This is a genomic window from Pseudomonas fluorescens, from assembly GCF_902498195.1.
Classification (GTDB): Bacteria; Pseudomonadota; Gammaproteobacteria; order Pseudomonadales; family Pseudomonadaceae; genus Aquipseudomonas; species Aquipseudomonas fluorescens_BU.
Genome location: NZ_CABVIY010000010.1, coordinates 151,570 through 172,894, shown reverse-complemented (window position 1 = coordinate 172,894; position 21,325 = coordinate 151,570). Strand labels below are relative to the sequence as shown.

The following is a 21,325-nucleotide window of genomic DNA, read 5'->3' as shown; positions in this document are numbered from 1 at the left end:
GCGGTGTTATGCCTTAAGCAGTCTGACTCACTTCCCGCAACGGCTTGCCCTTAACCGGCGCCTCACCCGCCACATAGTAATCAGCCTTGCTGCGCGGCAACGGCTGGCGACCACGGATCTTATCGGCGATTTTCTCGGCCATCATGATCGTCGGTGCGTTCAGGTTGCCGGTGGTGATGATCGGCATGATCGAGGCATCGACCACGCGCAGGCCTTGCAGGCCATGCACGCGACCTTCGCCATCGACCACGGCCATCTCATCGGTGCCCATCTTGCACGAGCAGGACGGGTGGAACGCGGTTTCGGCGTGTTCGCGGATGAACTGGTCCAGTTGCTCGTCGGTTTGCACCTCGATACCCGGGCTGATTTCGCGGCCACGGAAGGCGTCGAGCGCAGGTTGCTGCATGATTTCCCGGGTCAGGCGGATGCCGTCGCGGAATTCCTGCCAGTCCTGCTCGGTGGCCATGTAGTTGAACAGGATGCTCGGGTGCTGGCGCGGGTCCTTGGACTTGGCCTGGATGCGACCGCGGCTCGGGGAACGCATGGAGCCCATGTGCGCCTGGAAGCCGTGCTCTTTCACACCGTTGCTGCCGTTGTAGTTAATCGCCACCGGCAGGAAGTGGTACTGGATGTTCGGCCATTCGAATTCCGGACGGGTGCGGATGAAACCGCCGGCTTCGAACTGGTTGCTGGCGCCGATGCCGGTGCCGTTGAACAGCCATTCGGCACCGATGGCCGGCTGGTTGTGCAAGAGCAGCGACGGGTACAGCGAGACCGGTTGGGTGCAGGCGTATTGCAGATACAGCTCAAGGTGGTCCTGCAGGTTTTCACCCACGCCCGGCAGGTCGTGGACCACCGGAATGTCCAGCGTGTTCAGCAGTTCGGCAGGGCCGACACCGGAACGTTGCAGAATCTGCGGCGAAGCGATGGCGCCGGAGCACAGCAGCACTTCTTTGCGCGCCTTCACTTCAACGCGTTCTTCCGCGGCGCCGACCAGGTAACGCACGCCAACCGCGCGCTTGCCTTCGAACAGGATCTTGTCGGTCAGGGCGTGAGTGACAATGGTCAGGGTCGAACGCTTCTTGGCCACGTCGAGGTAACCACGGGCGGTGGAAGCACGACGGCCTTTAGGCGTCACGGTGCGGTCCATTGGGCCGAAGCCTTCCTGCTGGTAACCGTTGAGGTCTTCGGTGCGCGGGTAACCGGCCTGTACGCCGGCTTCAACCATGGCGTGGAACAGTGGGTTATTACCGGCTTTTGGCGTGGTCACGCTGACCGGGCCTTCGCCGCCGTGGTAGTCGTTGGGGCCGATGTCACGGGTTTCCGCCTTGCGGAAATAAGGCAGGCAATCGAGGTAGGACCAGTCTTCCAGGCCTGGCAACTTGGCCCAGCCGTCGTAGTCCATGGCGTTGCCGCGGATGTAGCACATGCCGTTGATCAGCGAGGAACCGCCCAGGCCCTTGCCGCGACCGCATTCCATCCGGCGACCGTCCATGTGCGGCTCCGGATCGGTTTCGTAGGCCCAGTTGTAGCGACGGCCTTGCAGCGGGAACGCCAGGGCGGCCGGCATTTGCGTGCGGAAGTCGAAACGGTAGTCCGGGCCGCCGGCTTCGAGCAGCAGGACGGTGACGCCCGCGTCTTCGGTCAGGCGGGTCGCCAGGGTGTTACCGGCCGAGCCGGCACCGATGATGATGTAATCGAATTCTTGGGACATGGAATGCACCCTCTTTGAAGTTGGTTCAGGTCAGGCCATGGCGAGTGCTGCGCACTCGATTCGCGAGCAATACAAGGCTCGGGTCGTTAGAACACCGAGGCGTAATCGCCCAGCTCGACCTGTACCGATTTGATGCGGGTGAAGTTGTTCAGCGAGCTGATCCCGTTCTCACGGCCAACACCCGACTGCTTGTAGCCGCCGACCGGCATCTTGGCGTCGGATTCGCCCCAGGCGTTGATCCAGCAGATACCGGCTTCGAGTTGATGAATCACGCGGTGGGCGCGGTTCAGGTCCTTGGTGACGATACCGGCCGCCAGGCCGAAGTCGGTGTCGTTGGCGCGGCGGATCACTTCTTCTTCGGTTTCGTAGGTGAGGATCGCCATCACCGGGCCAAAGATTTCTTCACGCACGATGGTCATGTCGTCAGTGCAGTCGGTGAACACGGTCGGTGCCACGAACGCGCCCTTGGCGAATTCGCCCTCGGTCAGGCGTTCGCCGCCGCACAGGACGCGTGCGCCTTCTTCCTTGCCCTTGGCGATGTAGCCCAACACGTTTTCCATGTGGGCGAAGCTGACCAGCGGGCCGAAGTTGGTGTTTTCGTCTTCCGGGTTGCCGATGCGGATGCGTGCGACACGCTCGACGATCTTGGCTTCGAAAGCGGCTTTCAGGTGCGCCGGTACGAACACGCGAGTGCCGTTGGTGCAGACCTGGCCGGAGCTGTAGAAGTTGGCCATCATCGCGGTGTCGGCAGCGCGATCCAGGTCGGCGTCGTCGCAGATGATCAGCGGGGACTTGCCGCCCAGTTCCATGGTCACGTCTTTCAGCGAGGACGCCGAGGCGCTGGCCATGACTTTCTTGCCGGTGTCGGTGCCGCCGGTGAACGAGATTTTCTCGATGCGCGGGTGCTCGGTCAGCCAGGTGCCGACTTCGCGGCCGCTGCCGGTCAGGACGTTGAACACGCCGTTTGGCAGGCCGGCTTCGGTGTAGATTTCGGCCAGTTTCAGGGTGGTCAGCGAGGTGACTTCGCTTGGCTTGAAGATCATCGCGTTACCGGCCGCCAGGGCCGGCGCGGATTTCCACAGGGCGATCTGGATCGGGTAGTTCCATGCGCCGATACCGGCCACGACGCCCAGCGGCTCGCGACGGGTGTAGACGAACGAGGTGGTGCGCAGCGGAATCTGCTCGCCTTCGATGGCCGGCACCAGGCCTGCGTAGTACTCCAGCACGTCGGCGCCGGTGACGATGTCGACGTAGCGGGTTTCGGAGTACGACTTGCCGGTGTCCAGGGTTTCCAGGGCGGCCAGTTCGTCGTTGCGCTCACGCAGGATGTCCACGGCGCGACGCAGGATGCGCGAACGCTCCATGGCGGTCATGGCGGCCCAGATTTTCTGGCCCTTTTCGGCGCTGACCACAGCGCGCTCGACGTCTTCCTTGGTCGCACGTTGTACTTTTGCGAGGACTTCACCGTTAGCCGGGTTGATGGCTTCGAAGGTGGCATCGCTGCCAGCGTCGGAGTAAGCGCCATCGATGTAGAGTTTTTGCAATTCGAAACGGGCCATAAAGTCCTCGCAAGTGCATCAGTGATTGGCGCGATCCGGGGGTTGAGCGTTCTAGGCGTGCTCTAACTCACCCGCTTGGCCAGTTGGATATCCATGTATTCGTAAGCGATCTGTTGCGCCTGCCCGGTGTCGAAAGCGTCTCCCGACAGCGCGCCGCGCAACCACAAACCGTCAATGAGCGCTGCCAGGCCACGGGCCGCGCTGCGCGCATCATCGAGCGGCAATACGCGGCGGAACTGGCAGCACAGGTTGGAATACAGGCGGTGATCGTTGATCCGCTGCAACCTGTGCAAAGACGGCTGGTGCATGCTGGTGGCCCAGAAGGCCAGCCAGGTTTTCATTGCCGGGCCATTGACCTGGCTGGCGTCGAAGTTGCCTTCGATAATCACCTGCAGATGAGCCCGTGGGCTGTCATCTTCCAGCGCCAGCCGGCGTGTGGTGACGTTCTCGCTGAGGACGCTCATCAGATACCGCATCGTGGCGGCGATCAGGCCATTCTTGTCCTGAAAATAGTGACTGATGATGCCATTCGAGACACCGGCCAGACGGGCGATCAGCGCAATGCTGGCGTCCCCCATTCCGACCTGATCAACCGCCAGAAGCGTGGCTTCGATCAATTGCTGGCGACGGATGGGTTGCATACCGACCTTGGGCATCTTGCACATCTCCTTAGGCCTTCCGGCAGACGCAAAACGTCCATCGGCTTGAGGGCCAGTCTATTTTGTTTTGATTGAACGTTCAATCAACAAAGAATAAGATCTGCGACAAATCGTCGCTGCTTACAGTTTTTTCCTACGTGTAAATGGCGGCAAACCGACATCCGAATCAGCTCGAAACCTGTACGCCACGGCGTCTGCAGGGCTTCGGGCTTTTTTCGGGGTGTCTTTATATCACCCACTGGTCGGCTGCCCACTAACCGATTAGTCGGGTAACCCATTGCCTTGCGTTCTTCTCCCGCACTGCCCGGAGCATCTGTGCCATGAGTTCTGCCTCGCTAATAAAGACCCCACCCGAGAAGGTGACGGTCAACGGTTGGGTGTTCTACACCTCTACCGCGTTGATTCTGTTGTTGACCGCCATTCTGATCATCGCCCCGCAAGAGGCCGGCAGACTGCTCGGAACGGCTCAGGCCTGGTTGTCCCGCAGTTTCGGCTGGTACTACATGGTGGTGATTGCCGCCTATCTGATCTTTGTCGTGGGCCTGGCGTTTTCGTCCTACGGCAAACTGAAACTGGGCAGCAAGGACGACACCCCGGACTTCAGCTACGGCGCCTGGGCGGGGATGCTGTTCTCGTCGGGTATCGGCATCTCGCTGCTGTACTTCGGTGCCTCCGAGCCCCTGGATCACTACTTCAATCCGCCCGAAGGCGTGGCCGGCAGCAACCTGGCCGCCCGTCAGGCAGTACAGCTGACGTTCCTGCACTGGGGCCTGCATGGCTGGGCGATCTACGCCCTGGTCGGCCTGGCCGTTGCTTACTTTGCCTACCGTCATAATCAGCCGCTGGCGTTGCGTTCGGCGCTGTACCCGCTGGTGGGCGAGCGTTGGGTCAAGGGCGCGGCCGGTCATGCGGTGGACGGCTTCGGCATGTTCGTGACCTTGCTGGGCCTGGTGACCAACCTGGGGATTGGTTCGCTGCAAGTGTCGTCGGGCCTGGAAAACCTGTTCGGCATGGAGCACAGCAACACCAACCTGCTGATCGTGATCATCGTGATGAGCACCGTGGCGACCATCGCGGCCGTGTCGGGCGTGGAGAACGGCATCCGTCGTCTGTCCAACCTCAACATCATCCTGTTCAGCGGCCTGCTGATTTTCGTGCTGCTGTTCGGCCCGACCCTGCACCTGCTCAACGGCTTCGTGCAGAACATCGGTGACTACCTCAACGGCGTGGTGCTCAAGACCTTCGACCTGTACGTGTACGAAGGCGACAGCGAGAAGTCTGACCGCTGGCTGGGCCTGTGGACTCTGTTCTACTGGGCCTGGTGGATTTCCTGGGCCCCATTTGTCGGCATGTTCATCGCGCGTATTTCCCGTGGTCGCACGGTGCGTGAGCTGGTGGCTGGCGTGCTGCTGATCCCGCTGGGTTTCACCCTGGCGTGGCTGTCGATCTTCGGTAACTCGGCCCTGGACCTGGTGATGAACCACGGTGCGGTGGAGCTTGGGAAGACTGCGCTGGAACAGCCGTCCATGGCGATCTACCAGTTGCTTGAGCATTACCCGGCGTCGAAGGTTGTCATCGGCGTGTCGATTTTTGTCGGTTTCGTGTTGTTCCTGACCCCGGCGGATTCCGGCGCGGTGATGATGGCGAACCTGTCGTGCAAGGGCGGTAACGTCGACGAAGACGCGCCGCACTGGCTGCGGATCTTCTGGTCGGCGGTGATCACCCTGGTGACCATCGGCCTGCTGTTCGCCGGTAACTTCGAAGCCATGCAAACCATGGTGGTGCTGGCCGGCCTGCCGTTCTCGGTGGTGCTGGTGTTCTTCATGTTCGGCCTGCACAAGGCCATGCGCCAGGACGTGCAGATCGAGCAGGAACAAGCGGAGCTGGCCGCACGCGGTCGCCGTGGTTTTACCGAGCGCCTGACTCAGCTGGACCTGCAACCGAGTCAGTCGGTGGTGCAGCGTTTCATGGACAAACACGTGACTCCGGCGCTGGAAGATGCGACGGCGCACATGCGTGCCCAGGGCCTGGAAGTCCAGACGTTGCTGGGCAAGTCCAAGCGTTGCATGGGCGTGCGTGTCGAGATGGAAGAGGGCAACCCGTTTGTCTACGAAGTCAGCCTGGACGGCTACCTGGCGACGCCAACTGAATCGGCTCAATCCGATGAAGCGCGCCAGCGTTACTACCGCGCCGAGGTGTACCTGCACAACGGCAGCCAGGACTACGACTTGATGGGTTTCACCCAGGATCAGATCACCCGTGACGTGCTCGATCAGTTTGAAAGCCATCGGCAGCTCCTTGGCCGGGTTTACAGCTGAGTTGTGAGTGACGCGGTGTTTCAGTGACACCGCGCCGTGCCTCAAAAGATCGCAGCCTTCGGCAGCTCCTACAGGGGGCCGCGATCTAATGTAGGAGCTGCCGAAGGCTGCGATCTTTTGATCTTTGTTCTTCAAACAAAAACGCCGCGATCCTCTCGCGGCGTTTTTGTGTCTGTTGCCTTACCCCAGGTTCTTGCCGAGCAGCGCGTGGTACAGCTCGCTGTCGCCGAGAATCCCCACCACATGGTTGTTGTCGTGCAGCACCAGCTTGTTGCCGGTCTGGTAGCGAATCTGCAGCGCGTCGCGCATGCCGATGTTCGAGTCCACCAGCGTGGGTCGACGACCCAGGCCTTCCACCGCCTGGCCCGGTACCCAGTTTTGCAGGTCCAGGGCCGAGCCGTTCTGGCGAGCGCCCTTGATGGTGTTGCCTTCGGCCAGGTCCAGCCACGAATCGCCGCCCGGGTCCAGGCACACCGAACCGTTGATGCGTTTGCAGTTGTCCAGGGTGCGCATCAGGCTGCGACCGCAGAGGACGTTGAGCGGGTTGGTATGGGCGACGAAGGTCCGCACGTAGTCGTCCGCCGGGTTGAGGACGATTTCTTCCGGCTTGCTGTACTGGATGATCCGGCCGTCTTTCATGATTGCGATACGGCTGCCGAGCTTCAGGGCTTCATCGAGGTCGTGGCTCACGAACACGATGGTCTTGCTGAGCTTGCGTTGCAGTTCCAGCAGTTCGTCCTGCAGGCCCTGGCGGATCAACGGGTCGAGGGCCGAGAACGGTTCGTCCATCAGCAGGATGTCGGCGTCCATCGCCAGTGCGCGGGCCAGGCCCACGCGTTGCTGCATACCGCCGGACAGCTCATCGGGTTTCTTGTTGCGCCATTGGGTCAGGCCCACCAGTTCGAGTTTTTCATCGACCAGCTTCTTGCGTTCCTTCTCCGGACGGCCCTGCATTTCCAGGCCGAAGCTGATGTTCTCGCGCACCGTCAGCCAAGGCATCAGGGCGAACTTCTGGAACACCATCGCGATGCGCTTGGTGCGCATCATTTTCAGTTCGGCGGCGGTGCAGGACGCAATGTTGATCTGCTTGCCTTCGTGCTCGACGAACAGCTTGCCGCGGCTGACGGTGTTGAGGCCGTTGATGCAGCGCAGCAGGCTGGACTTGCCGGAGCCGGACAGGCCCATCAGCACGCAGATCTCGCCTTTTTCGATATCCAGGCTGGCCTTTTCGACGCCCACGATCTGCCCGGTCTTTTTCAGGATCTCGCTGCGCGTCAGGCCCTGGTCGAGAAGTTTCAATGCCTCGCGCGGATCTTTGGTGAAGATCACGTCGACGTCTTCGAAGCGAATTATGCTCATGCGTCACCCCCTACTTTGGCGTCGGGTTGTTTGCAGATACGGTCGAGCATGATCGCCAGCAGTACGATCGCCAGGCCCGCTTCGAAGCCCAGGGCGATATCAGCAGTGTTCAGTGCGTTGACCACCGGTTTACCCAGTCCGTCGGCGCCCACCAGTGCCGCGATCACCACCATCGACAGCGACAGCATGATGCACTGGGTGATGCCGGCCGCGATGCTCGGCATGGCGTGGGGCAGTTCAATCCGTGTCAGTAGTTGGCGGCGCGAGCAGCCAAAGGCCTTGCCGGCGTCCATCAGTTCTTGCGGGACATCGCGGATGCCCAGATAGGTCAGGCGGATCGGCGCGGCAATCGCGAACACCACCGTGGAGATCAGGCCCGGGACCACACCCAGCCCGAAGAGGGTCAGGGTAGGAATGAGGTAAACGAAGGTCGGTACGGTCTGCATCAGATCGAGTACCGGTCGCATTACAGTGTAGAACACTGGCTTGTGCGCGGCGACGATGCCCAGCGGCACGCCGATGACCACGCAGACCAGGGTGGCGAACAACACCTGGGCGAGGGTCTCCATGGTTTCCTGCCAGTACCCCAGGTTGAGGATCAGCAGGAAGGAGGCAATGACGAAGGCGGTCAGGCCCCATTTGCGCTGGATGAAGTGGGCAAGTATTGCGATTAGGCCGATCAAGACCAGCGGGTTGAACCAGGTCAGCGCAAACGTCACGCCGTGGATCATCGTTTCCAGTGACACGGCAATGGCGTCGAAGGTGTTGGCGCCGTGTTGCGTCAACCATTCGACGAAGCCTGCGATGTACTGGCCTAGAGGTATTTTCTGATCAATCAGCATGGTAGTGAACGTCCGCATGCAAGGAAATAAACAGCCCGGGCGACCTGGGTCGCCCGGCATAAGCGATTACTGTGCGAGCTTGGCTTTCACGGCCTCCAGGCCTGGTTTACCGTCAGTGGTGGTCACGCCAGCGAGCCAGGTATCGAGCACCTGTGGATTCTTTTTCAGCCAGGCCTTGGCGGCCGCGTCAGGCTTCATCTTGTCGTCCAGGATGTTGCCCATGAGTTCGCTTTCCATGTCGACGGTGAACTCCAGGTTTTTCAGCAGCTGGCCCACGTTGCTGCATTCCTCGGCGTAACCCTTGCGGGTGTTGGTCGCCACGGTGGCAGCACCGAAATCCGGACCAAAGAAATCGTCGCCGCCGGTCAGGTATTGAATCTTGAAGCGCTTGTTCATCGGGTGCGGCGCCCAGCCGAGGAAGACCACGGCGGTGTCGCGTTTTTGCGCACGGTCGACTTGCGACAGCATGCCCGCTTCGCTGGATTCGACGACCTTGAAGCCGGCGTCCTTGAGGCCGAAAGCGTTCTTGTCGATCATGCTCTGGATCAGGCGGTTGCCGTCGTTGCCGGGCTCGATCCCGTAGATCTTGCCGTCGAGTTCTTTCTTGAATTTGGCGATGTCGGCGAAGTCATGCAAACCCTTGTCGTAAAGGGCTTGAGGGACGGCGAGGGTGTACTTGGCGCCCTTGAGGTTGGTGCGTACGGTGTCCACGGTGCCGGCGTCGCGGTAGGCCTTGATGTCGTTTTCCATGGTCGGCATCCAGTTACCGAGAAACACGTCCATGTTCTTGCCGTCGGCCAGGGACTTGTAGGTCACCGGCACGGAAATCATGGTGGTCTTGGTCTTGTAGCCGAGGGCGTTGAGGACGACGCTGGTGGTCGCGGTTGTCGCGGTGATATCGGTCCAGCCGACATCGGAGAAGTTTACGGTGTTGCATTGGGCCGGTTCGGCGGCTTGCGCCAGAACCGGCAGACTAAGCATGGCGGCCAACAACAACGACGGGGAACCTTTCATGGATGGACTCCTTGGTGTTTTTTTTGGCAGTGTTCCGACTGGACCACCGCACTTATAGGTTGCGGTTGGATGGCGTTCTGGAGACAGCTCTACCGCAGCGCCTTGCAATCGAGTCGATACGATCATGTACCAGTGAAAATCTGACGCCTACAGGGTGCGTCGTAACCAGTACAGGGAGGGTCGCTTCCAGTGTCAGTGACGTCGCTTACAGATTTTTTCAGCCCCTTTTCCCCTTCTGCTTCGCAAAAAAACGGCGAAAACATGGCGTAAAACGCACACGGCGTTAGTGGACAAGAGTGCGTCGGTTAGAGACGTCGAGCGACACGGTAAAAGCCTGATGATGCAGTCATCTCGGCGGATTGCAGCTTGAGCGTAGCAGCTCCGCCACCGGGCGCTTTTGCGTCCGGAACAGGCTCATCCAGGAGTTCGGCAGTAATGGCTATCAGTGTTTTCGACTTGTTCAAAATCGGCATCGGCCCTTCCAGTTCGCACACCGTGGGACCTATGCGGGCAGCGGCGCTGTTCGTGCAGGGTTTGCGTGAGCAAGGGTTGCTCGAACATGTGCGGCGGGTCGAAGTCCGGCTCTATGGCTCGTTGTCGGCCACCGGCATCGGTCACGGCAGCGACAACGCGGTGATCATGGGCCTGATGGGCGAGTGGCCGGATGCGATCGATCCGTCGCAAATCGGCATCCGCATCGCCACCCTGCGCGAAACCGACACGCTGTTGCTCGATGGCCGCTTGCCGGTGTCATTTATCTGGGCGCGGGACATGCGCCTGATCGACGAAAACCTGCCGTTCCACCCCAACGCCATGACCCTGATTGCCGAAGGCGATGACGGCGAGCTGCATCGCGACACCTACTATTCGGTGGGCGGCGGTTTTGTCGTCGATGAGGCCCAGGCTTCAAGCGGTGTGGTGGACCTTGATCGCACGGTGTTGCCGTACGATTTTTCCAGTGCCGCCGAGCTGCTGACGCTGTGCAAGACGCACAACCTGCGCGTGGCTGAATTGATGATGGCCAACGAGAAGGTGTGGCGCAGCGAGGATGAAATCCGCAGTGGCCTGATGACGCTCTGGCGCGCCATGCAGGATTGCGTGGAACACGGCCTGAAGCACGAAGGCATCCTGCCTGGCGGCCTGAACGTGCGCCGGCGTGCAGCCAAACTGCATCGCAGCTTGCAGGAATTGAACAAACCCAACGTGATCGGCTCGACCCTCAGCGCCATGGAGTGGGTCAACCTGTTCGCCCTGGCGGTCAACGAAGAAAACGCCGCCGGCGGGCGCATGGTCACGGCGCCGACCAATGGCGCGGCGGGGATCATCCCTGCGGTGTTGCACTACTTTATGAAGTTCAGCGAGGCCGTGACCGACGCCAACGTGGTCGACTACTTCCTCGGAGCGGCCGCCGTCGGGATTTTGTGCAAAAAGAACGCCTCGATCTCCGGTGCCGAAGTCGGATGCCAGGGCGAGGTCGGTTCGGCCTGTGCCATGGCAGCGGCGGGGCTGGCGGAAATCCTCGGCGCCACCCCGGAGCAGTTGTGCAACGCGGCGGAAATCGGCCTGGAGCATAACCTGGGGCTGACGTGCGACCCGGTTGGCGGCCTGGTGCAGGTGCCGTGCATCGAGCGCAATGCGATTGCGGCCGTGAAAGCGATCAACGCGGCGCAGATGGCCTTGCGCGGCGATGGCCAGCACTTTATCTCGCTGGATCGGGTGATTCGCACCATGCGTGATACCGGTGCGGATATGCATGACAAATACAAGGAGACGTCGCGCGGTGGATTGGCGGTCAGCGCGGTGGAGTGCTGAGTCAGTAAGATCCGGTCGCCTGCTTCGCGAGCAAGCCCGCTCCCACATCTGGAATGCATTTTCCTGTGGGAGCGGGCTTGCTCGCGAAGGGGCCAGACCAGTCAAAACTGCGCGTAAAGTGAACACCTGTAACAAATCGCGCCACCTTTTGGCGCGTCGCTTACAGATAAATGGCCTAACCGGCAGTCGGGTACAATCGGTACTTCGACCACCCGTCACCCCGTGCCTGCGGTGACACTCTTCCCGGGCTCGTCGCAGCCCTGTTCCCACAAGTGCTACCGATTTGCTCACACGCATCGGGGCAGGGCACTTGTCGCCGTTGATGGCACTTATAACCCCTACTCGCCGCGCGTCATATATAGACACATTCCGACGTCGTTTTCAGGAGTTATTGAACGCGTATTCAAATTTAGGCATGGCAATTGCTCTGTCATTACAAAGCCCGTCTCCTGCGCGAGAACGATGGCAATAACAAGAGCCTCCGCCTGAGGCCATCACCCGCTTTGTGTGAGGAGATACCGCGATGACGTCGTTCAACTCCGGGGCCCAACCCCAGAACCGTGCGCCTCAATCCATCGGCTTTCTGCTGCTGGACAATTTCACGCTGATTTCCCTGGCTTCCGCAGTGGAACCCCTGCGCATGGCCAATCAGTTGTCCGGCCGCGAGCTGTATCGTTGGACCACCCTCACTGTCGACGGCGGTCAAGTCTGGGCCAGTGACGGTCTGCAAATCACGCCCGACGCCTCCATGCACAAAGCGCCTGCCCTGGACACCGTGATCGTCTGCGGCGGCATCGGTATCCAGCGCACCGTCACTCGCGAACACGTGTCATGGCTGCAAAGCCAGGCGCGCCAGTCCCGTCGCCTCGGCGCAGTCTGCACCGGCAGCTGGGCCCTGGCGTGCGCCGGCCTGCTGGACGGTTTCGATTGCAGCGTGCACTGGGAATGCCTGGCGGCGATGCAGGAAGCGTTTCCACGGGTGGCCATGAGCACTCGCCTGTTCACCCTCGACCGTAACCGTTTCACCAGCTCCGGCGGCACCGCGCCATTGGACATGATGCTGCACCTGATCAGCCGCGATCACGGTCGTGAACTGTCGGCCGCGATCTCGGAAATGTTCGTCTACGAGCGTATCCGCAACGAACAGGATCACCAGCGCGTGCCGCTCAAGCACATGCTCGGCACCAACCAGCCGAAGTTGCAGGAAATCGTCGCGCTGATGGAAGCCAACCTCGAAGAGCCGATCGACCTCGACGAACTGGCGGTGTATGTCGCCGTGTCCCGTCGCCAGCTGGAGCGCCTCTTCCAGAAATACCTGCACTGCTCGCCGTCGCGCTACTACTTGAAGCTGCGCCTGATCCGTGCGCGGCAGCTGCTCAAGCAAACGCCGATGTCGATCATCGAAGTGGCGTCGGTGTGTGGCTTCGTGTCCACGCCGCACTTCTCCAAGTGCTACCGCGAATATTTCGGCATTCCGCCGCGTGACGAGCGCGTAGGTTCCAACACCACGCAGCAGGTCGCGATGATGCCGCTGCCGCAAGCCCTGGTGCTGTCGCCGTTGTCCGGGCCGTTGTCGGCGCTGAGCCAGGCGCGCAATGAGTCGACGTTCGCCAGCGTAAGGCTCTAAACCGAGGCGCTCCATTCGCGAGCAAGCCCGCTCCCACATTTGGAATGCATTCCAATGTGGGAGCGGGCTTGCTCGCGAAGGCGTTTTATCGGGCGGTGTGGCTTTGTTGGTACTCCGCCAGGGCGGGCAGCAACTGCCTGTCGATGGCCTGGCGCACGGCCGGCAGAATCGTCGCGCTACTGGTGTACATCTGCTTGACCATGGTGCGCAGCACGATGGCCCGTTCGTTGTTCAATCCTCGCACCGCAAACTCGCAAGCCTGCTCGGCGGTGGCGCCGCTGGGCACTTGAAAGCCCAATGACTTGAGCTGGCCCAACAGGTCTTCCTGGTCAATCAAATCGGCGTGCATCATGACGCAAATCCTTCTTCTGGGAACGGTGTCGTGGCTCGATTCTGGTAGTGGCCCGCAGTGGCGGCAAGGGCGATTTGTCGCAATGGCAACATTGACTATGAAAAGGTCGTTTTCGGGCTATTTAGCCGCGAGGGGAGTCGGCACACTGGACTCAGCTCGCTTCACGAAGGTTTGGTCACCCTCGCACGGCAGCTCCTCAACAGTACCTTCTGCCTCGATCCTGTCACGGCTTGATCGGGGCTTTTTTTGTCTGGTCAAAAAACAAAAAGATCGCAGCCTTCGGCAGCTCCTACAGGGGAGCGAAGTACAACTGTAGGAGCTGCCGAAGGCTGCGATCTTTTGAAAGGTTTAACGCTGCAACACGAGGATGCGCGACAACAACTCATCCCGATCCACATAACACCCCTGGAAATGCCGCGCCCCGGTGGCGGGGTCGAAGGCGTTGCGGGCATGCAGGGTACGGCGGTTGTCGAAGCACCAGAGTTCGCCCGGATTGAGCCTTTGCATCAGGCGGAAGCGGTCCTCGCGAGTCATCGCAATGAAGCGGCGATAGGCGCGGTAGAGCTTGGGCATATCGTCCACCGACGCATCGAACGGACCGCGCAGAAAATTCGCCATGCGGATTTCCGACACCTGCCCCAAGGCGTCCAGGGCGATGATCGGCGCCAGGCAGCGGTAGTCGCTGTGGCGGTCCTTGTTGCGGAACTCCACGGGGATCTCGCACAGGCTTTTGAAGGAGTCCGGATCCTCCCGGCGCAAGGCATCGGCGATGGCAAAGCCATCGACAAAAATACTCTCGCCCCCTTCGGCATCGTTGACCAGGCAATGCAGGAATTGCAGGCCCGGTTGCAGCTCCCGGGTGGGCAAATCGCTGTGTAATGGCAGGTTGAAGGCGGTGTAGGCGTTGCTGTCGGCATCGGCCTTGGATTGCACGTTGAACAGCACGCCGAAATTGCTCTCGCGGATGAAGGAAATCCGCTGGGCGATCAGCTTCAGCGAGCCGGGCTCGGTGGGCACGCCACGGACCTGCGTCAGGCCGATGTCCCGCACGGCCAGCAGCCATTGCAGCAGCGCCGCGTTGTCCTCCATCAGCGCCTCATACTCGAACACCGGCAGCGCCAGATCACTGTGCCAGAGCCGGGCTCTCGGCTTGCCTGCCTGGCGTTCGGCGCGGGATTCGTCGTCATAGGCGTGGGCACGCAACCAGCCAGGGTCGAAGCGGCTCTGGTGGCCGTCCTGCCATTGGACGCTCAGGCAACCGTCGGCCTCGACGCTGGTTTGGGAAGGGAGCAGGTCTTGCGCAACGTCGACGATTTCCAGCACCTGCTCACGGGTCACGGTGTAGACGCATTGCGGGCACGGGCAGTTGTCCCGTAGCCATTGATGATGGAAGGGGCTGACACGGTGATCGGCCCACTTCACCAGGACACGATCCGCCATGGCCTGCACGCCTGCCAGCGCGCTGATCAACGGATAAGTACGGAAGTCGGCAAAGGCGGCGGTGTTCATGGGATCTCCTTGTTATTTTTGGGGGGGTAGTGCGATCACTCGGCCAATGTACTCGGGGATAGGCAGGTCGACCTGTTCGGCGACGATGGCGTGCAGTTTGCCCAGGGTTTGTTCGCTGAACGGCGTGGAACGCGGGCCGGCGAGGTCGACATGCAGCAGCATTTGCTCGTTGCCGGCCAGCTCCCTGGCGTCACCTACCACGTGCAGGCTGTGGTAGAGGTGCAGGCGTTTGCTGTCGTGGCCGATGATCTGCGTGTGCACTTCGACCTCGGCGCCGAGCTTCACTTCGTGCAGGTAGTTGAGGTGCAATTCCAGGGTGAACAGCGAATGACCGCTGGCTTCGCGGTGGTTGCTGTCCATGCCCAGACGGTCCATCAGGGCGTCGGTGGCGTAGCTGAAGATCAGCAGGTAGAAGGCGTCGCGCAGGTGGCCGTTGTAGTCGACCCAGTCGGGGATGATTGTGGTTTGGTAGGTGGTCAGTGCGGGCATATTTCAGATTCCAAAAATGTGGTGACTGGGCTGCCGTATTCGCGAGCAGGCTCGCTCCCACAAGGACCGCGCAAAACCTGTGGGAGCGGGCTTGCTCGCGAAGGGGCCAGGCCTGCTGACTGATTACTCGCTAAAGGCCATCCCATGTTTCTCTTTGGTGGTCTTCACCGCCTCCAGCACCGCCAGCAGGCAGTCATCACGATAGCGTTCCAGCGCCGAAATGCTGTGTTTGCCCAATTGATCGCTGGTGCCGTCCACCACGTCGTCAATCAGTTTGTCGGTCAGCTCGGGCGCCGGCAGATAGGTCCACGGCAACTGCAGGGCCGGGCCGAACTGTGCCATGAAGTGACGCATGCCCGCATCACCACCGGCCAGGGTGTAAGTCAGGAACGTGCCCATGAATGACCAGCGCAGGCCGGCGCCAAAGCGGATGGCGTCATCGATCTCGCCGGTGGTCGCCACGCCGTCGTTGACCAGGTGCAGGGCCTCGCGCCACAGCGCTTCGAGCAGGCGGTCGGCGATGAAGCCCGGCACTTCCTTGCGCACATGCAGCGGGCGCATGCCCAAGGATTCGTAGACTTTCATCGCCGCCTGCACCGCTTCGGGAGCGGTGTTTTTGCCACCGACCACTTCCACCAATGGCAGCAGGTAAACCGGGTTGAACGGGTGACCGACCACGCAACGTTCCGGGTGCGTGGCGCTCTCGTAGAACTCGCTCGGCAGCAGGCCCGAGGTGCTGGAACCGATCAGGGCGTTGGGCTTGGCCGCGGCGCTGATTTTGCTGTGCAGTTCCAGTTTCAGTTCAAGGCGTTCGGGGGCGCTTTCCTGAATGAAATCGGCGTCGCGCACGCATTCCTCGATGGTGGCGACAAAGCGCAGGCGGTCCTGCGAGGCGCCGGGTGCCAGGCCTTGTTTCTCCAGCGCACCCCAGGCGTTGGCGACGCGCTTGCGCAGCGCGGCTTCGGCACCGGGCGCCGGGTCCCAGGCCACTACGTCGAGGCCGTGGGCGAGGGCGCGGGACACCCAGCCGCTGCCGATGACACCGCTGCCCAGGGCGGCGAAGGTTTTGATTTCGGTGATGAAGGTCATGGCAACTTCCTAAAGAATCGATGATCCCTGTAGGAGCTGCCGAAGGCTGCGATCTTTTGATCTTGTTTTTAAGAGCAACATCAAAAGATCGCAGCCTTCGGCAGCTCCTACAGGGGGAGGTGTGGGTAGGGTTAACCGCGCTTGGTCAGGCCCATTTTCTTGCGGCCTTCAGCCGGGGTAAGGACCCGCGCACCGAGGCGGCTGAGGATTTCGCCGGCGCGTTCGACCAATTGGCCGTTGGTCGCCAGGACGCCCTTGTCCAGCCACAGGTTGTCTTCCAGCCCGACCCGCACGTTGCCGCCCAGCAGCACCGCTTGCGCGGCCATCGGCATCTGCATGCGGCCGATGCCGAAACCGGCCCAGACCGCATCGGCCGGGAGGTTGTCGACCATGGCTTTCATGGTGGTGGTGTCGGCCGGGGCGCCCCACGGAATGCCCAGGCACAGCTGGAACAGCGGGTTGTCGAGCAGGCCTTCCTTGATCATCTGCTTGGCGAACCACAGGTGACCGGTGTCGAAAATTTCCAGCTCGGCCTTCACGCCCAGCTCCTGGATGCGTTTGGCGCCAGCACGCAGCTGGGCAGGGGTGGAGACGTAAATGGTGTCGCCATCGCCAAAGTTCAGGGTGCCGCAGTCGAGGGTGCAGATTTCCGGCAGCAGTTCTTCGACGTGGGCCAGACGGGTCAACGGGCCGACCAGGTCGGTGTTCGGGCCGAACTCCATCGGGTTCTCGCCCGCGCCGATTTCCAGGTCGCCGCCCATGCCGGCGGTGAGGTTGACGATGATGTCGACGTCGGCTTCGCGGATGCGCTCCATCACTTCGCGGTACAGCGCCACGTCACGGCTGAACTTGCCGGTTTGCGGGTCGCGGACGTGGCAGTGGACCACGGTGGCGCCAGCCTTGGCGGCCTCTACGGCGGCCGCGGCGATTTGTTTCGGGGTGACCGGCACGTGCGGGCTCTTGGCGGTCGTGTCGCCAGCACCGGTGAGTGCGCAGGTGATGATGACGTCGTGGTTCATTTTTTGGTTCCTTCAGGCATGATTTTTGGGCGTGGCGATCCCGTCCGCAGCCCTGTCGGGCTGCGAATCGGTGGTTCAATTCAGGTCTGTTTCGGGACGGGTTATTTGCTGGTCAGCTTCAGGTTTTCAGCCGCCGGCTTGCCATCGAAGGTGGTCACGCCTTCGAGCCAGCGCTTTTTGTCTTGCGGGTGGTCTTTCAGCCATTGTTTGGCCGATTCGAAGGCGTCCTTGTGATCCAGCAGCGGCTGCATCATCCGGCTCTCGTCTTCGGCGGTGAAGGTCAGGTTGCTCAGCAGTTTTCCAATATTCGGGCACTGTTCGGCGTAGGTCGGCGCGGTGACAGTCCAGACGGTGGCCATGCCTTCGTTCGGGCCGAGGGCGTCGTCGCTGCCGGTCAGGTAGGTCATTTTGATGTTGACGTTCATCGGGTGCGGCGCCCAGCCGAAGAACACCACGGCTTCGTTGCGACGCACGGCGCGATCCACCGCCGCGAGCATGCCGGCCTCGCTGGATTCGACCAGCTGGAACTTGCCCAGGCCGAACTGGTTCTTGGTGATCATTGCCTTGATCTGGGTGTTGGCGCCCGAGCCTGGCTCGATGCCGTAGATCTTGCCGCCCAGCTCTTTTTCGAACTTGGCGATGTCGGCGAAGGTTTTCAGGCCCTTGTCGTAGAGGTAGGTCGGCACGGCGAGGGTGGCGCGGGCGTCTTTCAGGCTGGGCGCCTGCAGCACCTTGACCTGGTTGGCGTCGACGAACGGGGTGATGGTCTGGGTCATCAGCGGGTTCCAGTAACCCAGGAACAGGTCCAGGCGCTGATCGCGAATCCCGGCGAAGATGATTTGCTGGGAGGCGCTGGTTTGTTTGGTGTTGTAGCCGAGGCCGTCGAGCAAAACCTGGGTCATTGCGCTGGTGGCGATAACGTCGGTCCAGTTCACTACGCCCATGCGCACGTTCTGGCACGACGCAGGTTCGGCGGCCATGACACTGGCGCTCAGCAAAGCGGTACCGCTGAGCGCAAGAACACAGCTGCTGATCAGTCGTTTCATCTCGGGATTCCTCGGCAGTTTCATTATTGTGGGTCCGGTCGTCTGTGCGCCGGTGATGTCACGTTACGCAGCTAATGTGGCACGAAAGCGCACTGCGGCGACCGACTCTTGCACTGCAGCGACCTGTGCTCTTGAATGCCGCTGGCAAGTGGCGTATCAACAGCCTCACGCTACCCGCCCGTCTATCGAGTGCGCCATGTCCCAGGATTTCTATTTCTTGTTGATGCCGGGTTTCTCGGCGATTGGATTTATCTCGGCCATCGAGCCGTTGCGGGTCGCCAATCGTTTTCGTGGCGAGCTCTATCGCTGGCATGTGTTGAGCGCCGACGGCGGGGCGGTGCTGGCCAGCAACGGCATGTCGGTCAACGCCGATGCGGCGCTGGAGCCACTGAAAAAGGGCGCGACGTTATTAGTGGTCGCAGGCTTCGAGCCGCTGAAGTTTGCCACCCCGGCGCTCGAGCACTGGCTACGGCGGCTGGACAACGAAGGCGTGACCCTCGGCGCTATCGACACCGGCAGTTTTATCCTCGCTGAAGCCGGCCTGCTCGATGGTCACCGCCTGACCCTGCACTGGGAAGCCATCGACGCCTTCAAGGAATCCTATCCGCAGCTCAGCGTCACCCAGGAGCTGTTCGAGATCGACCGTCGACGCATCACCAGTGCCGGCGGTACGGCGTCCATCGATTTGATGCTGGATTTGATCGCCCAGGCGCACGGCCCGGAACTGGCGATCCAGGTCAGCGAGCAATTCGTACTGGGCCGCATCCGCCCGCGTAAAGACCACCAGCGCATGGAAGTCGCCACGCGCTACGGCATCAGCAACAAGAAACTGGTGCAGGTGATCGGCGAGATGGAACAACACAGCGAACCGCCGCTGAGCACGCTGGAACTGGCGGAGTCGATCAAAGTCACGCGCCGGCAACTGGAGCGCCTGTTTCGCCTGCATCTGAACGATACGCCGAGCAATTTCTACCTGCGCTTGAGGCTGGAGAAAGCGCGGCAGTTGCTGCGCCAGACCGATATGAGTGTGCTGGAAGTGAGCATTGCCTGCGGGTTTGAATCACCGTCGTATTTCACCCGCAGTTATCGGGCGAAGTACGAGAGGTGTCCACGAGAAGATCGGCGGACAGCCAAGGCATAAACACTACAAAACCCTGTGGGAGCGGGCTTGCTCGCGAAAGCGGTGCTTCAGTCGAAATATTTATCGAATGACACACCGCTTTCGCGAGCAAGCCCGCTCCCACATTTGATCTTCATCGTCTGGAGGATCGGATTACTTTTTCAGTAGCGCCGAGCAAGCAGCCTTGTACGCCTCATGCTGATACTTGTTCAGCGTCTCCGGCAGCTCAAAGTTGTGCTTTTTGGCCTGCGCATTGATGGTCTGCGGCGACAGCAATGTCACCTCGCAACTGTCCAGCAACTGGAAAACGCCCTCGATTTTGAATGTGGTCGGCCCACCCGCAAATTCGCCCTTCTTGCTGCGCTTCTTGATCGCAATCCGATCTATCGAGTTCTCGCGAACAAACGACGCCACCTGAGCGGCAAACACTTTGACGTTGGCCGCTTCGTCGTCATCGTCCAGGGCGATTTTCTTGGTGGCGAGCGCGACGTGGTTCAACGTGGCTCCATCCAGGGCGGCCACGGCGATGATCGCTTCGCTGCCTTTGATTTCGATGCCGCAGATTTTCATGTCGATCCCTTTCACAGCCTAAAGCTCAAGTTGATTAGCGGTAATACCAAACGCCGCTGCTATTTTTTCGCGAGTCGCCTTCCGGGGCTTTGAAACGGTTTCCTGCTGGGCGAAGGCCGGTTGAGTGATACCCATGCGTTTGGCCACTTCATCCTGTGTAAGGTTCAAGTGTTCGCGCCATGCGCGGATCGGTGTTGCGCCATCGACAATGCGACTGACCACCTCGTGGGGAATCAGATCGGGCTCAATCTTCTGTGCCAAATACTGGGCATAGGGAATGACCACAAAGGCAGGTTTTCCATCTGCGTCATTGATGATTTGAACGTCAGTAGGTGCGTTCATCGCGTTTTTTGACCTCTTGAATACTGACCACTTTTATTGCGCCATCCCAGTCGAACATGATCCGATAATTGCCGACTCTCAGGCGGTAGGCGTAATCGTGGGCAACCAGTGCTTTGACATTCCCCACATCAGGCATGTTGGCCAGAATCGTGACGGCATCACGGACCTGGACCTGATGGGCAGAATGCAATTTCAGAAGTTGCTTAACGGCTTTTCGAGTCCAGTGGATACTGTTCATGGAAGAATATAAGTCTTTTATAAGATTTGCTAATCTTTACTTATATTTTTCCACCGGCCAATTAACGAACCATGTCGGGATATTGCGCGGCTAGCAGGGTCAGCTCCAAGGTGTTGCCAGGGCTGTAGGCTGGATCAGCGAGCTGTGTAGGAAACAGTATTTTTTAAGGAGGGAAGCGGGCTAGTGTGCCCGCATCCTGCAGGGGAGAAATGCTACTCCTGCCCAATCGACTCCAAAAACTCCGACCGCTCATCACTCACCCGCGCCACACAATCATTCAGCGCAATGGTGAACGCCTTGCTGCCAGCGGTGGCCGGGAAGGCTTCGACGGCGCAGTCGGCGTCGCGGGTTTTCAGCCATTGCTGTTGGGAGGCTTTGATTTTGGCGGTGATGTCGTCCAATTGCGCCTTGTTCTTGCCGTAGAGCGACTGCATGCGCTCGGTCAGGCTTTTGTAGTTTTCGCTCAGCAGGTCTTCGGCGGTGGTTTTGCTGAAGGCGGAGCACTCCAGGGTCTGGACGTCGTTTTCGACCTTGTCGCAGGGGTTGTCGTCCGCTTCTTCCGCTGCGTGTACGCCGGTTGCAATCAGTGCCAGTGCCAGAATGATCGATTTCATTGATGTCGCCGCCTTCTTTTCCCGTAAAGACCA

At 60.6% G+C, this 21,325-nt stretch carries 20 protein-coding genes; 4 read left to right on the top strand and 16 right to left on the bottom strand.

The genetic code is table 11. The features are described from left to right. Window positions 1–13: 13 nt before the first annotated feature. From betA to betI, 3 genes are all read right to left on the bottom strand, one after another. Window positions 14–1,714, bottom strand: a complete 1,701-nt coding sequence (gene betA, locus F8N66_RS30440) for a choline dehydrogenase (RefSeq protein ID WP_150773590.1) — start codon at window positions 1,712–1,714, stop codon at window positions 14–16. Between the two features lie 86 nt (window positions 1,715–1,800). Then, window positions 1,801–3,273: a betaine-aldehyde dehydrogenase gene (betB, locus tag F8N66_RS30435; RefSeq protein ID WP_150773589.1), complete on the bottom strand. Its 1,473-nt coding sequence runs from the start codon at window positions 3,271–3,273 to the stop codon at window positions 1,801–1,803. A gap of 62 nt (window positions 3,274–3,335) precedes the next feature. Next, complete coding sequence (gene betI / locus F8N66_RS30430) at window positions 3,336–3,929, bottom strand: transcriptional regulator BetI (protein WP_150773588.1); 594 nt, start codon at window positions 3,927–3,929, stop codon at window positions 3,336–3,338. A gap of 380 nt (window positions 3,930–4,309) precedes the next feature. On the opposite strand from betI, the gene F8N66_RS30425 reads away from it, so the two are divergent. Then, a complete protein-coding gene (locus F8N66_RS30425; protein WP_224790533.1) occupies window positions 4,310–6,250 on the top strand; it encodes a BCCT family transporter in 1,941 nt (646 codons plus the stop codon). A gap of 180 nt (window positions 6,251–6,430) precedes the next feature. Here the strand turns inward: F8N66_RS30425 and choV are convergent, their stop codons facing one another. The 3 genes from choV to F8N66_RS30410 form a co-directional block, all read right to left on the bottom strand. Next, window positions 6,431–7,609, bottom strand: coding sequence for a choline ABC transporter ATP-binding protein (gene choV / locus F8N66_RS30420; RefSeq protein WP_150773586.1), 1,179 nt, complete (start codon window positions 7,607–7,609; stop codon window positions 6,431–6,433). Continuing rightward, window positions 7,606–8,451 (bottom strand): choline ABC transporter permease subunit, encoded by an 846-nt coding sequence (gene choW, locus F8N66_RS30415; RefSeq protein ID WP_150773585.1) that lies wholly within the window; start codon window positions 8,449–8,451, stop codon window positions 7,606–7,608. The genes choV and choW overlap by 4 nt, the downstream gene beginning before the upstream one ends. A 66-nt stretch (window positions 8,452–8,517) precedes the next feature. Beyond that, window positions 8,518–9,465, bottom strand: coding sequence for a choline ABC transporter substrate-binding protein (locus F8N66_RS30410; RefSeq protein WP_104450083.1), 948 nt, complete (start codon window positions 9,463–9,465; stop codon window positions 8,518–8,520). Between the two features lie 435 nt (window positions 9,466–9,900). Between F8N66_RS30410 and F8N66_RS30405 the strand changes: the two genes are divergently transcribed. Together F8N66_RS30405 and F8N66_RS30400 are read left to right on the top strand one after the other, a co-directional pair. Continuing rightward, window positions 9,901–11,277, top strand: coding sequence for an L-serine ammonia-lyase (locus tag F8N66_RS30405; protein ID WP_150773584.1), 1,377 nt, complete (start codon window positions 9,901–9,903; stop codon window positions 11,275–11,277). A 523-nt stretch (window positions 11,278–11,800) separates the two neighbouring features. Beyond that, entirely contained in the window at window positions 11,801–12,904 is a 1,104-nt protein-coding gene (locus F8N66_RS30400; RefSeq protein ID WP_150773583.1) for a GlxA family transcriptional regulator, read from the top strand. A gap of 85 nt (window positions 12,905–12,989) precedes the next feature. On the opposite strand, the gene F8N66_RS30395 is transcribed toward F8N66_RS30400, so the two are convergent. The 6 genes from F8N66_RS30395 to F8N66_RS30365 all read right to left on the bottom strand — a co-directional run bounded on the left by F8N66_RS30395 (window position 12,990) and on the right by F8N66_RS30365 (window position 18,408). Next, on the bottom strand, window positions 12,990–13,256 hold the full coding sequence (locus F8N66_RS30395; protein ID WP_150773582.1) for a hypothetical protein: 267 nt from the start codon (window positions 13,254–13,256) through the stop codon (window positions 12,990–12,992). A 348-nt stretch (window positions 13,257–13,604) separates the two neighbouring features. Further along, window positions 13,605–14,765, bottom strand: coding sequence for a gamma-butyrobetaine dioxygenase (locus F8N66_RS30385; RefSeq protein ID WP_150773581.1), 1,161 nt, complete (start codon window positions 14,763–14,765; stop codon window positions 13,605–13,607). A 12-nt stretch (window positions 14,766–14,777) separates the two neighbouring features. Next, on the bottom strand, window positions 14,778–15,254 hold the full coding sequence (locus tag F8N66_RS30380) for a thioesterase family protein (protein ID WP_150773580.1): 477 nt from the start codon (window positions 15,252–15,254) through the stop codon (window positions 14,778–14,780). A 123-nt stretch (window positions 15,255–15,377) separates the two neighbouring features. Then, entirely contained in the window at window positions 15,378–16,343 is a 966-nt protein-coding gene (locus F8N66_RS30375) for an L-carnitine dehydrogenase (RefSeq protein ID WP_046029851.1), read from the bottom strand. 131 nt (window positions 16,344–16,474) lie between these two features. Then, window positions 16,475–17,362 carry a 3-keto-5-aminohexanoate cleavage protein gene (locus tag F8N66_RS30370; protein WP_150773579.1) on the bottom strand — a complete coding sequence of 296 codons (888 nt, stop codon included), beginning with the start codon at window positions 17,360–17,362 and terminating at the stop codon, window positions 16,475–16,477. A gap of 101 nt (window positions 17,363–17,463) precedes the next feature. Then, the gene (locus F8N66_RS30365; protein ID WP_150773578.1) at window positions 17,464–18,408 is read right to left on the bottom strand and encodes a choline ABC transporter substrate-binding protein; all 945 of its coding nucleotides are present in this window, start codon (window positions 18,406–18,408) and stop codon (window positions 17,464–17,466) included. 196 nt (window positions 18,409–18,604) lie between these two features. On the opposite strand from F8N66_RS30365, the gene F8N66_RS30360 reads away from it, so the two are divergent. Then, window positions 18,605–19,549, top strand: coding sequence for a GlxA family transcriptional regulator (locus F8N66_RS30360; RefSeq protein ID WP_102700689.1), 945 nt, complete (start codon window positions 18,605–18,607; stop codon window positions 19,547–19,549). A 132-nt stretch (window positions 19,550–19,681) separates the two neighbouring features. Here the strand turns inward: F8N66_RS30360 and F8N66_RS30355 are convergent, their stop codons facing one another. The 4 genes from F8N66_RS30355 to F8N66_RS30340 all read right to left on the bottom strand — a co-directional run bounded on the left by F8N66_RS30355 (window position 19,682) and on the right by F8N66_RS30340 (window position 21,292). After that, on the bottom strand, window positions 19,682–20,098 hold the full coding sequence (locus F8N66_RS30355) for a DUF3010 family protein (protein WP_150773577.1): 417 nt from the start codon (window positions 20,096–20,098) through the stop codon (window positions 19,682–19,684). An 18-nt stretch (window positions 20,099–20,116) separates the two neighbouring features. Continuing rightward, window positions 20,117–20,440, bottom strand: coding sequence for a helix-turn-helix domain-containing protein (locus tag F8N66_RS30350; protein ID WP_150773576.1), 324 nt, complete (start codon window positions 20,438–20,440; stop codon window positions 20,117–20,119). Then, window positions 20,424–20,678 carry a type II toxin-antitoxin system RelE family toxin gene (locus tag F8N66_RS30345; protein WP_150773575.1) on the bottom strand — a complete coding sequence of 85 codons (255 nt, stop codon included), beginning with the start codon at window positions 20,676–20,678 and terminating at the stop codon, window positions 20,424–20,426. The genes F8N66_RS30350 and F8N66_RS30345 overlap by 17 nt, the downstream gene beginning before the upstream one ends. Window positions 20,679–20,890: 212 nt before the next feature. After that, the gene (locus F8N66_RS30340; protein ID WP_150773574.1) at window positions 20,891–21,292 is read right to left on the bottom strand and encodes a lysozyme inhibitor LprI family protein; all 402 of its coding nucleotides are present in this window, start codon (window positions 21,290–21,292) and stop codon (window positions 20,891–20,893) included. Window positions 21,293–21,325: the final 33 nt, after the last annotated feature.

What these genes read in the sequence shown, in the direction of transcription:
- F8N66_RS30395 (WP_150773582.1), bottom strand. Translation starts at nt 13,256, where the DNA reads ATGATGCACGCCGATTTGATTGACCAGGAAGACCTGTTGGGCCAGCTC.
- F8N66_RS30340 (WP_150773574.1), bottom strand. Translation starts at nt 21,292, where the DNA reads ATGAAATCGATCATTCTGGCACTGGCACTGATTGCAACCGGCGTACAC.
- F8N66_RS30350 (WP_150773576.1), bottom strand. Translation starts at nt 20,440, where the DNA reads ATGAACGCACCTACTGACGTTCAAATCATCAATGACGCAGATGGAAAA.
- F8N66_RS30355 (WP_150773577.1), bottom strand. Translation starts at nt 20,098, where the DNA reads ATGAAAATCTGCGGCATCGAAATCAAAGGCAGCGAAGCGATCATCGCC.
- F8N66_RS30345 (WP_150773575.1), bottom strand. Translation starts at nt 20,678, where the DNA reads ATGAACAGTATCCACTGGACTCGAAAAGCCGTTAAGCAACTTCTGAAA.
- choW (WP_150773585.1), bottom strand. Translation starts at nt 8,451, where the DNA reads ATGCTGATTGATCAGAAAATACCTCTAGGCCAGTACATCGCAGGCTTC.
- F8N66_RS30400 (WP_150773583.1), top strand. Translation starts at nt 11,801, where the DNA reads ATGACGTCGTTCAACTCCGGGGCCCAACCCCAGAACCGTGCGCCTCAA.
- F8N66_RS30365 (WP_150773578.1), bottom strand. Translation starts at nt 18,408, where the DNA reads ATGAAACGACTGATCAGCAGCTGTGTTCTTGCGCTCAGCGGTACCGCT.
- choV (WP_150773586.1), bottom strand. Translation starts at nt 7,609, where the DNA reads ATGAGCATAATTCGCTTCGAAGACGTCGACGTGATCTTCACCAAAGAT.
- betA (WP_150773590.1), bottom strand. Translation starts at nt 1,714, where the DNA reads ATGTCCCAAGAATTCGATTACATCATCATCGGTGCCGGCTCGGCCGGT.
- F8N66_RS30370 (WP_150773579.1), bottom strand. Translation starts at nt 17,362, where the DNA reads ATGAACCACGACGTCATCATCACCTGCGCACTCACCGGTGCTGGCGAC.
- F8N66_RS30380 (WP_150773580.1), bottom strand. Translation starts at nt 15,254, where the DNA reads ATGCCCGCACTGACCACCTACCAAACCACAATCATCCCCGACTGGGTC.
- F8N66_RS30385 (WP_150773581.1), bottom strand. Translation starts at nt 14,765, where the DNA reads ATGAACACCGCCGCCTTTGCCGACTTCCGTACTTATCCGTTGATCAGC.
- F8N66_RS30375 (WP_046029851.1), bottom strand. Translation starts at nt 16,343, where the DNA reads ATGACCTTCATCACCGAAATCAAAACCTTCGCCGCCCTGGGCAGCGGT.
- F8N66_RS30360 (WP_102700689.1), top strand. Translation starts at nt 18,605, where the DNA reads ATGTCCCAGGATTTCTATTTCTTGTTGATGCCGGGTTTCTCGGCGATT.
- F8N66_RS30405 (WP_150773584.1), top strand. Translation starts at nt 9,901, where the DNA reads ATGGCTATCAGTGTTTTCGACTTGTTCAAAATCGGCATCGGCCCTTCC.
- betB (WP_150773589.1), bottom strand. Translation starts at nt 3,273, where the DNA reads ATGGCCCGTTTCGAATTGCAAAAACTCTACATCGATGGCGCTTACTCC.
- betI (WP_150773588.1), bottom strand. Translation starts at nt 3,929, where the DNA reads ATGCCCAAGGTCGGTATGCAACCCATCCGTCGCCAGCAATTGATCGAA.
- F8N66_RS30410 (WP_104450083.1), bottom strand. Translation starts at nt 9,465, where the DNA reads ATGAAAGGTTCCCCGTCGTTGTTGTTGGCCGCCATGCTTAGTCTGCCG.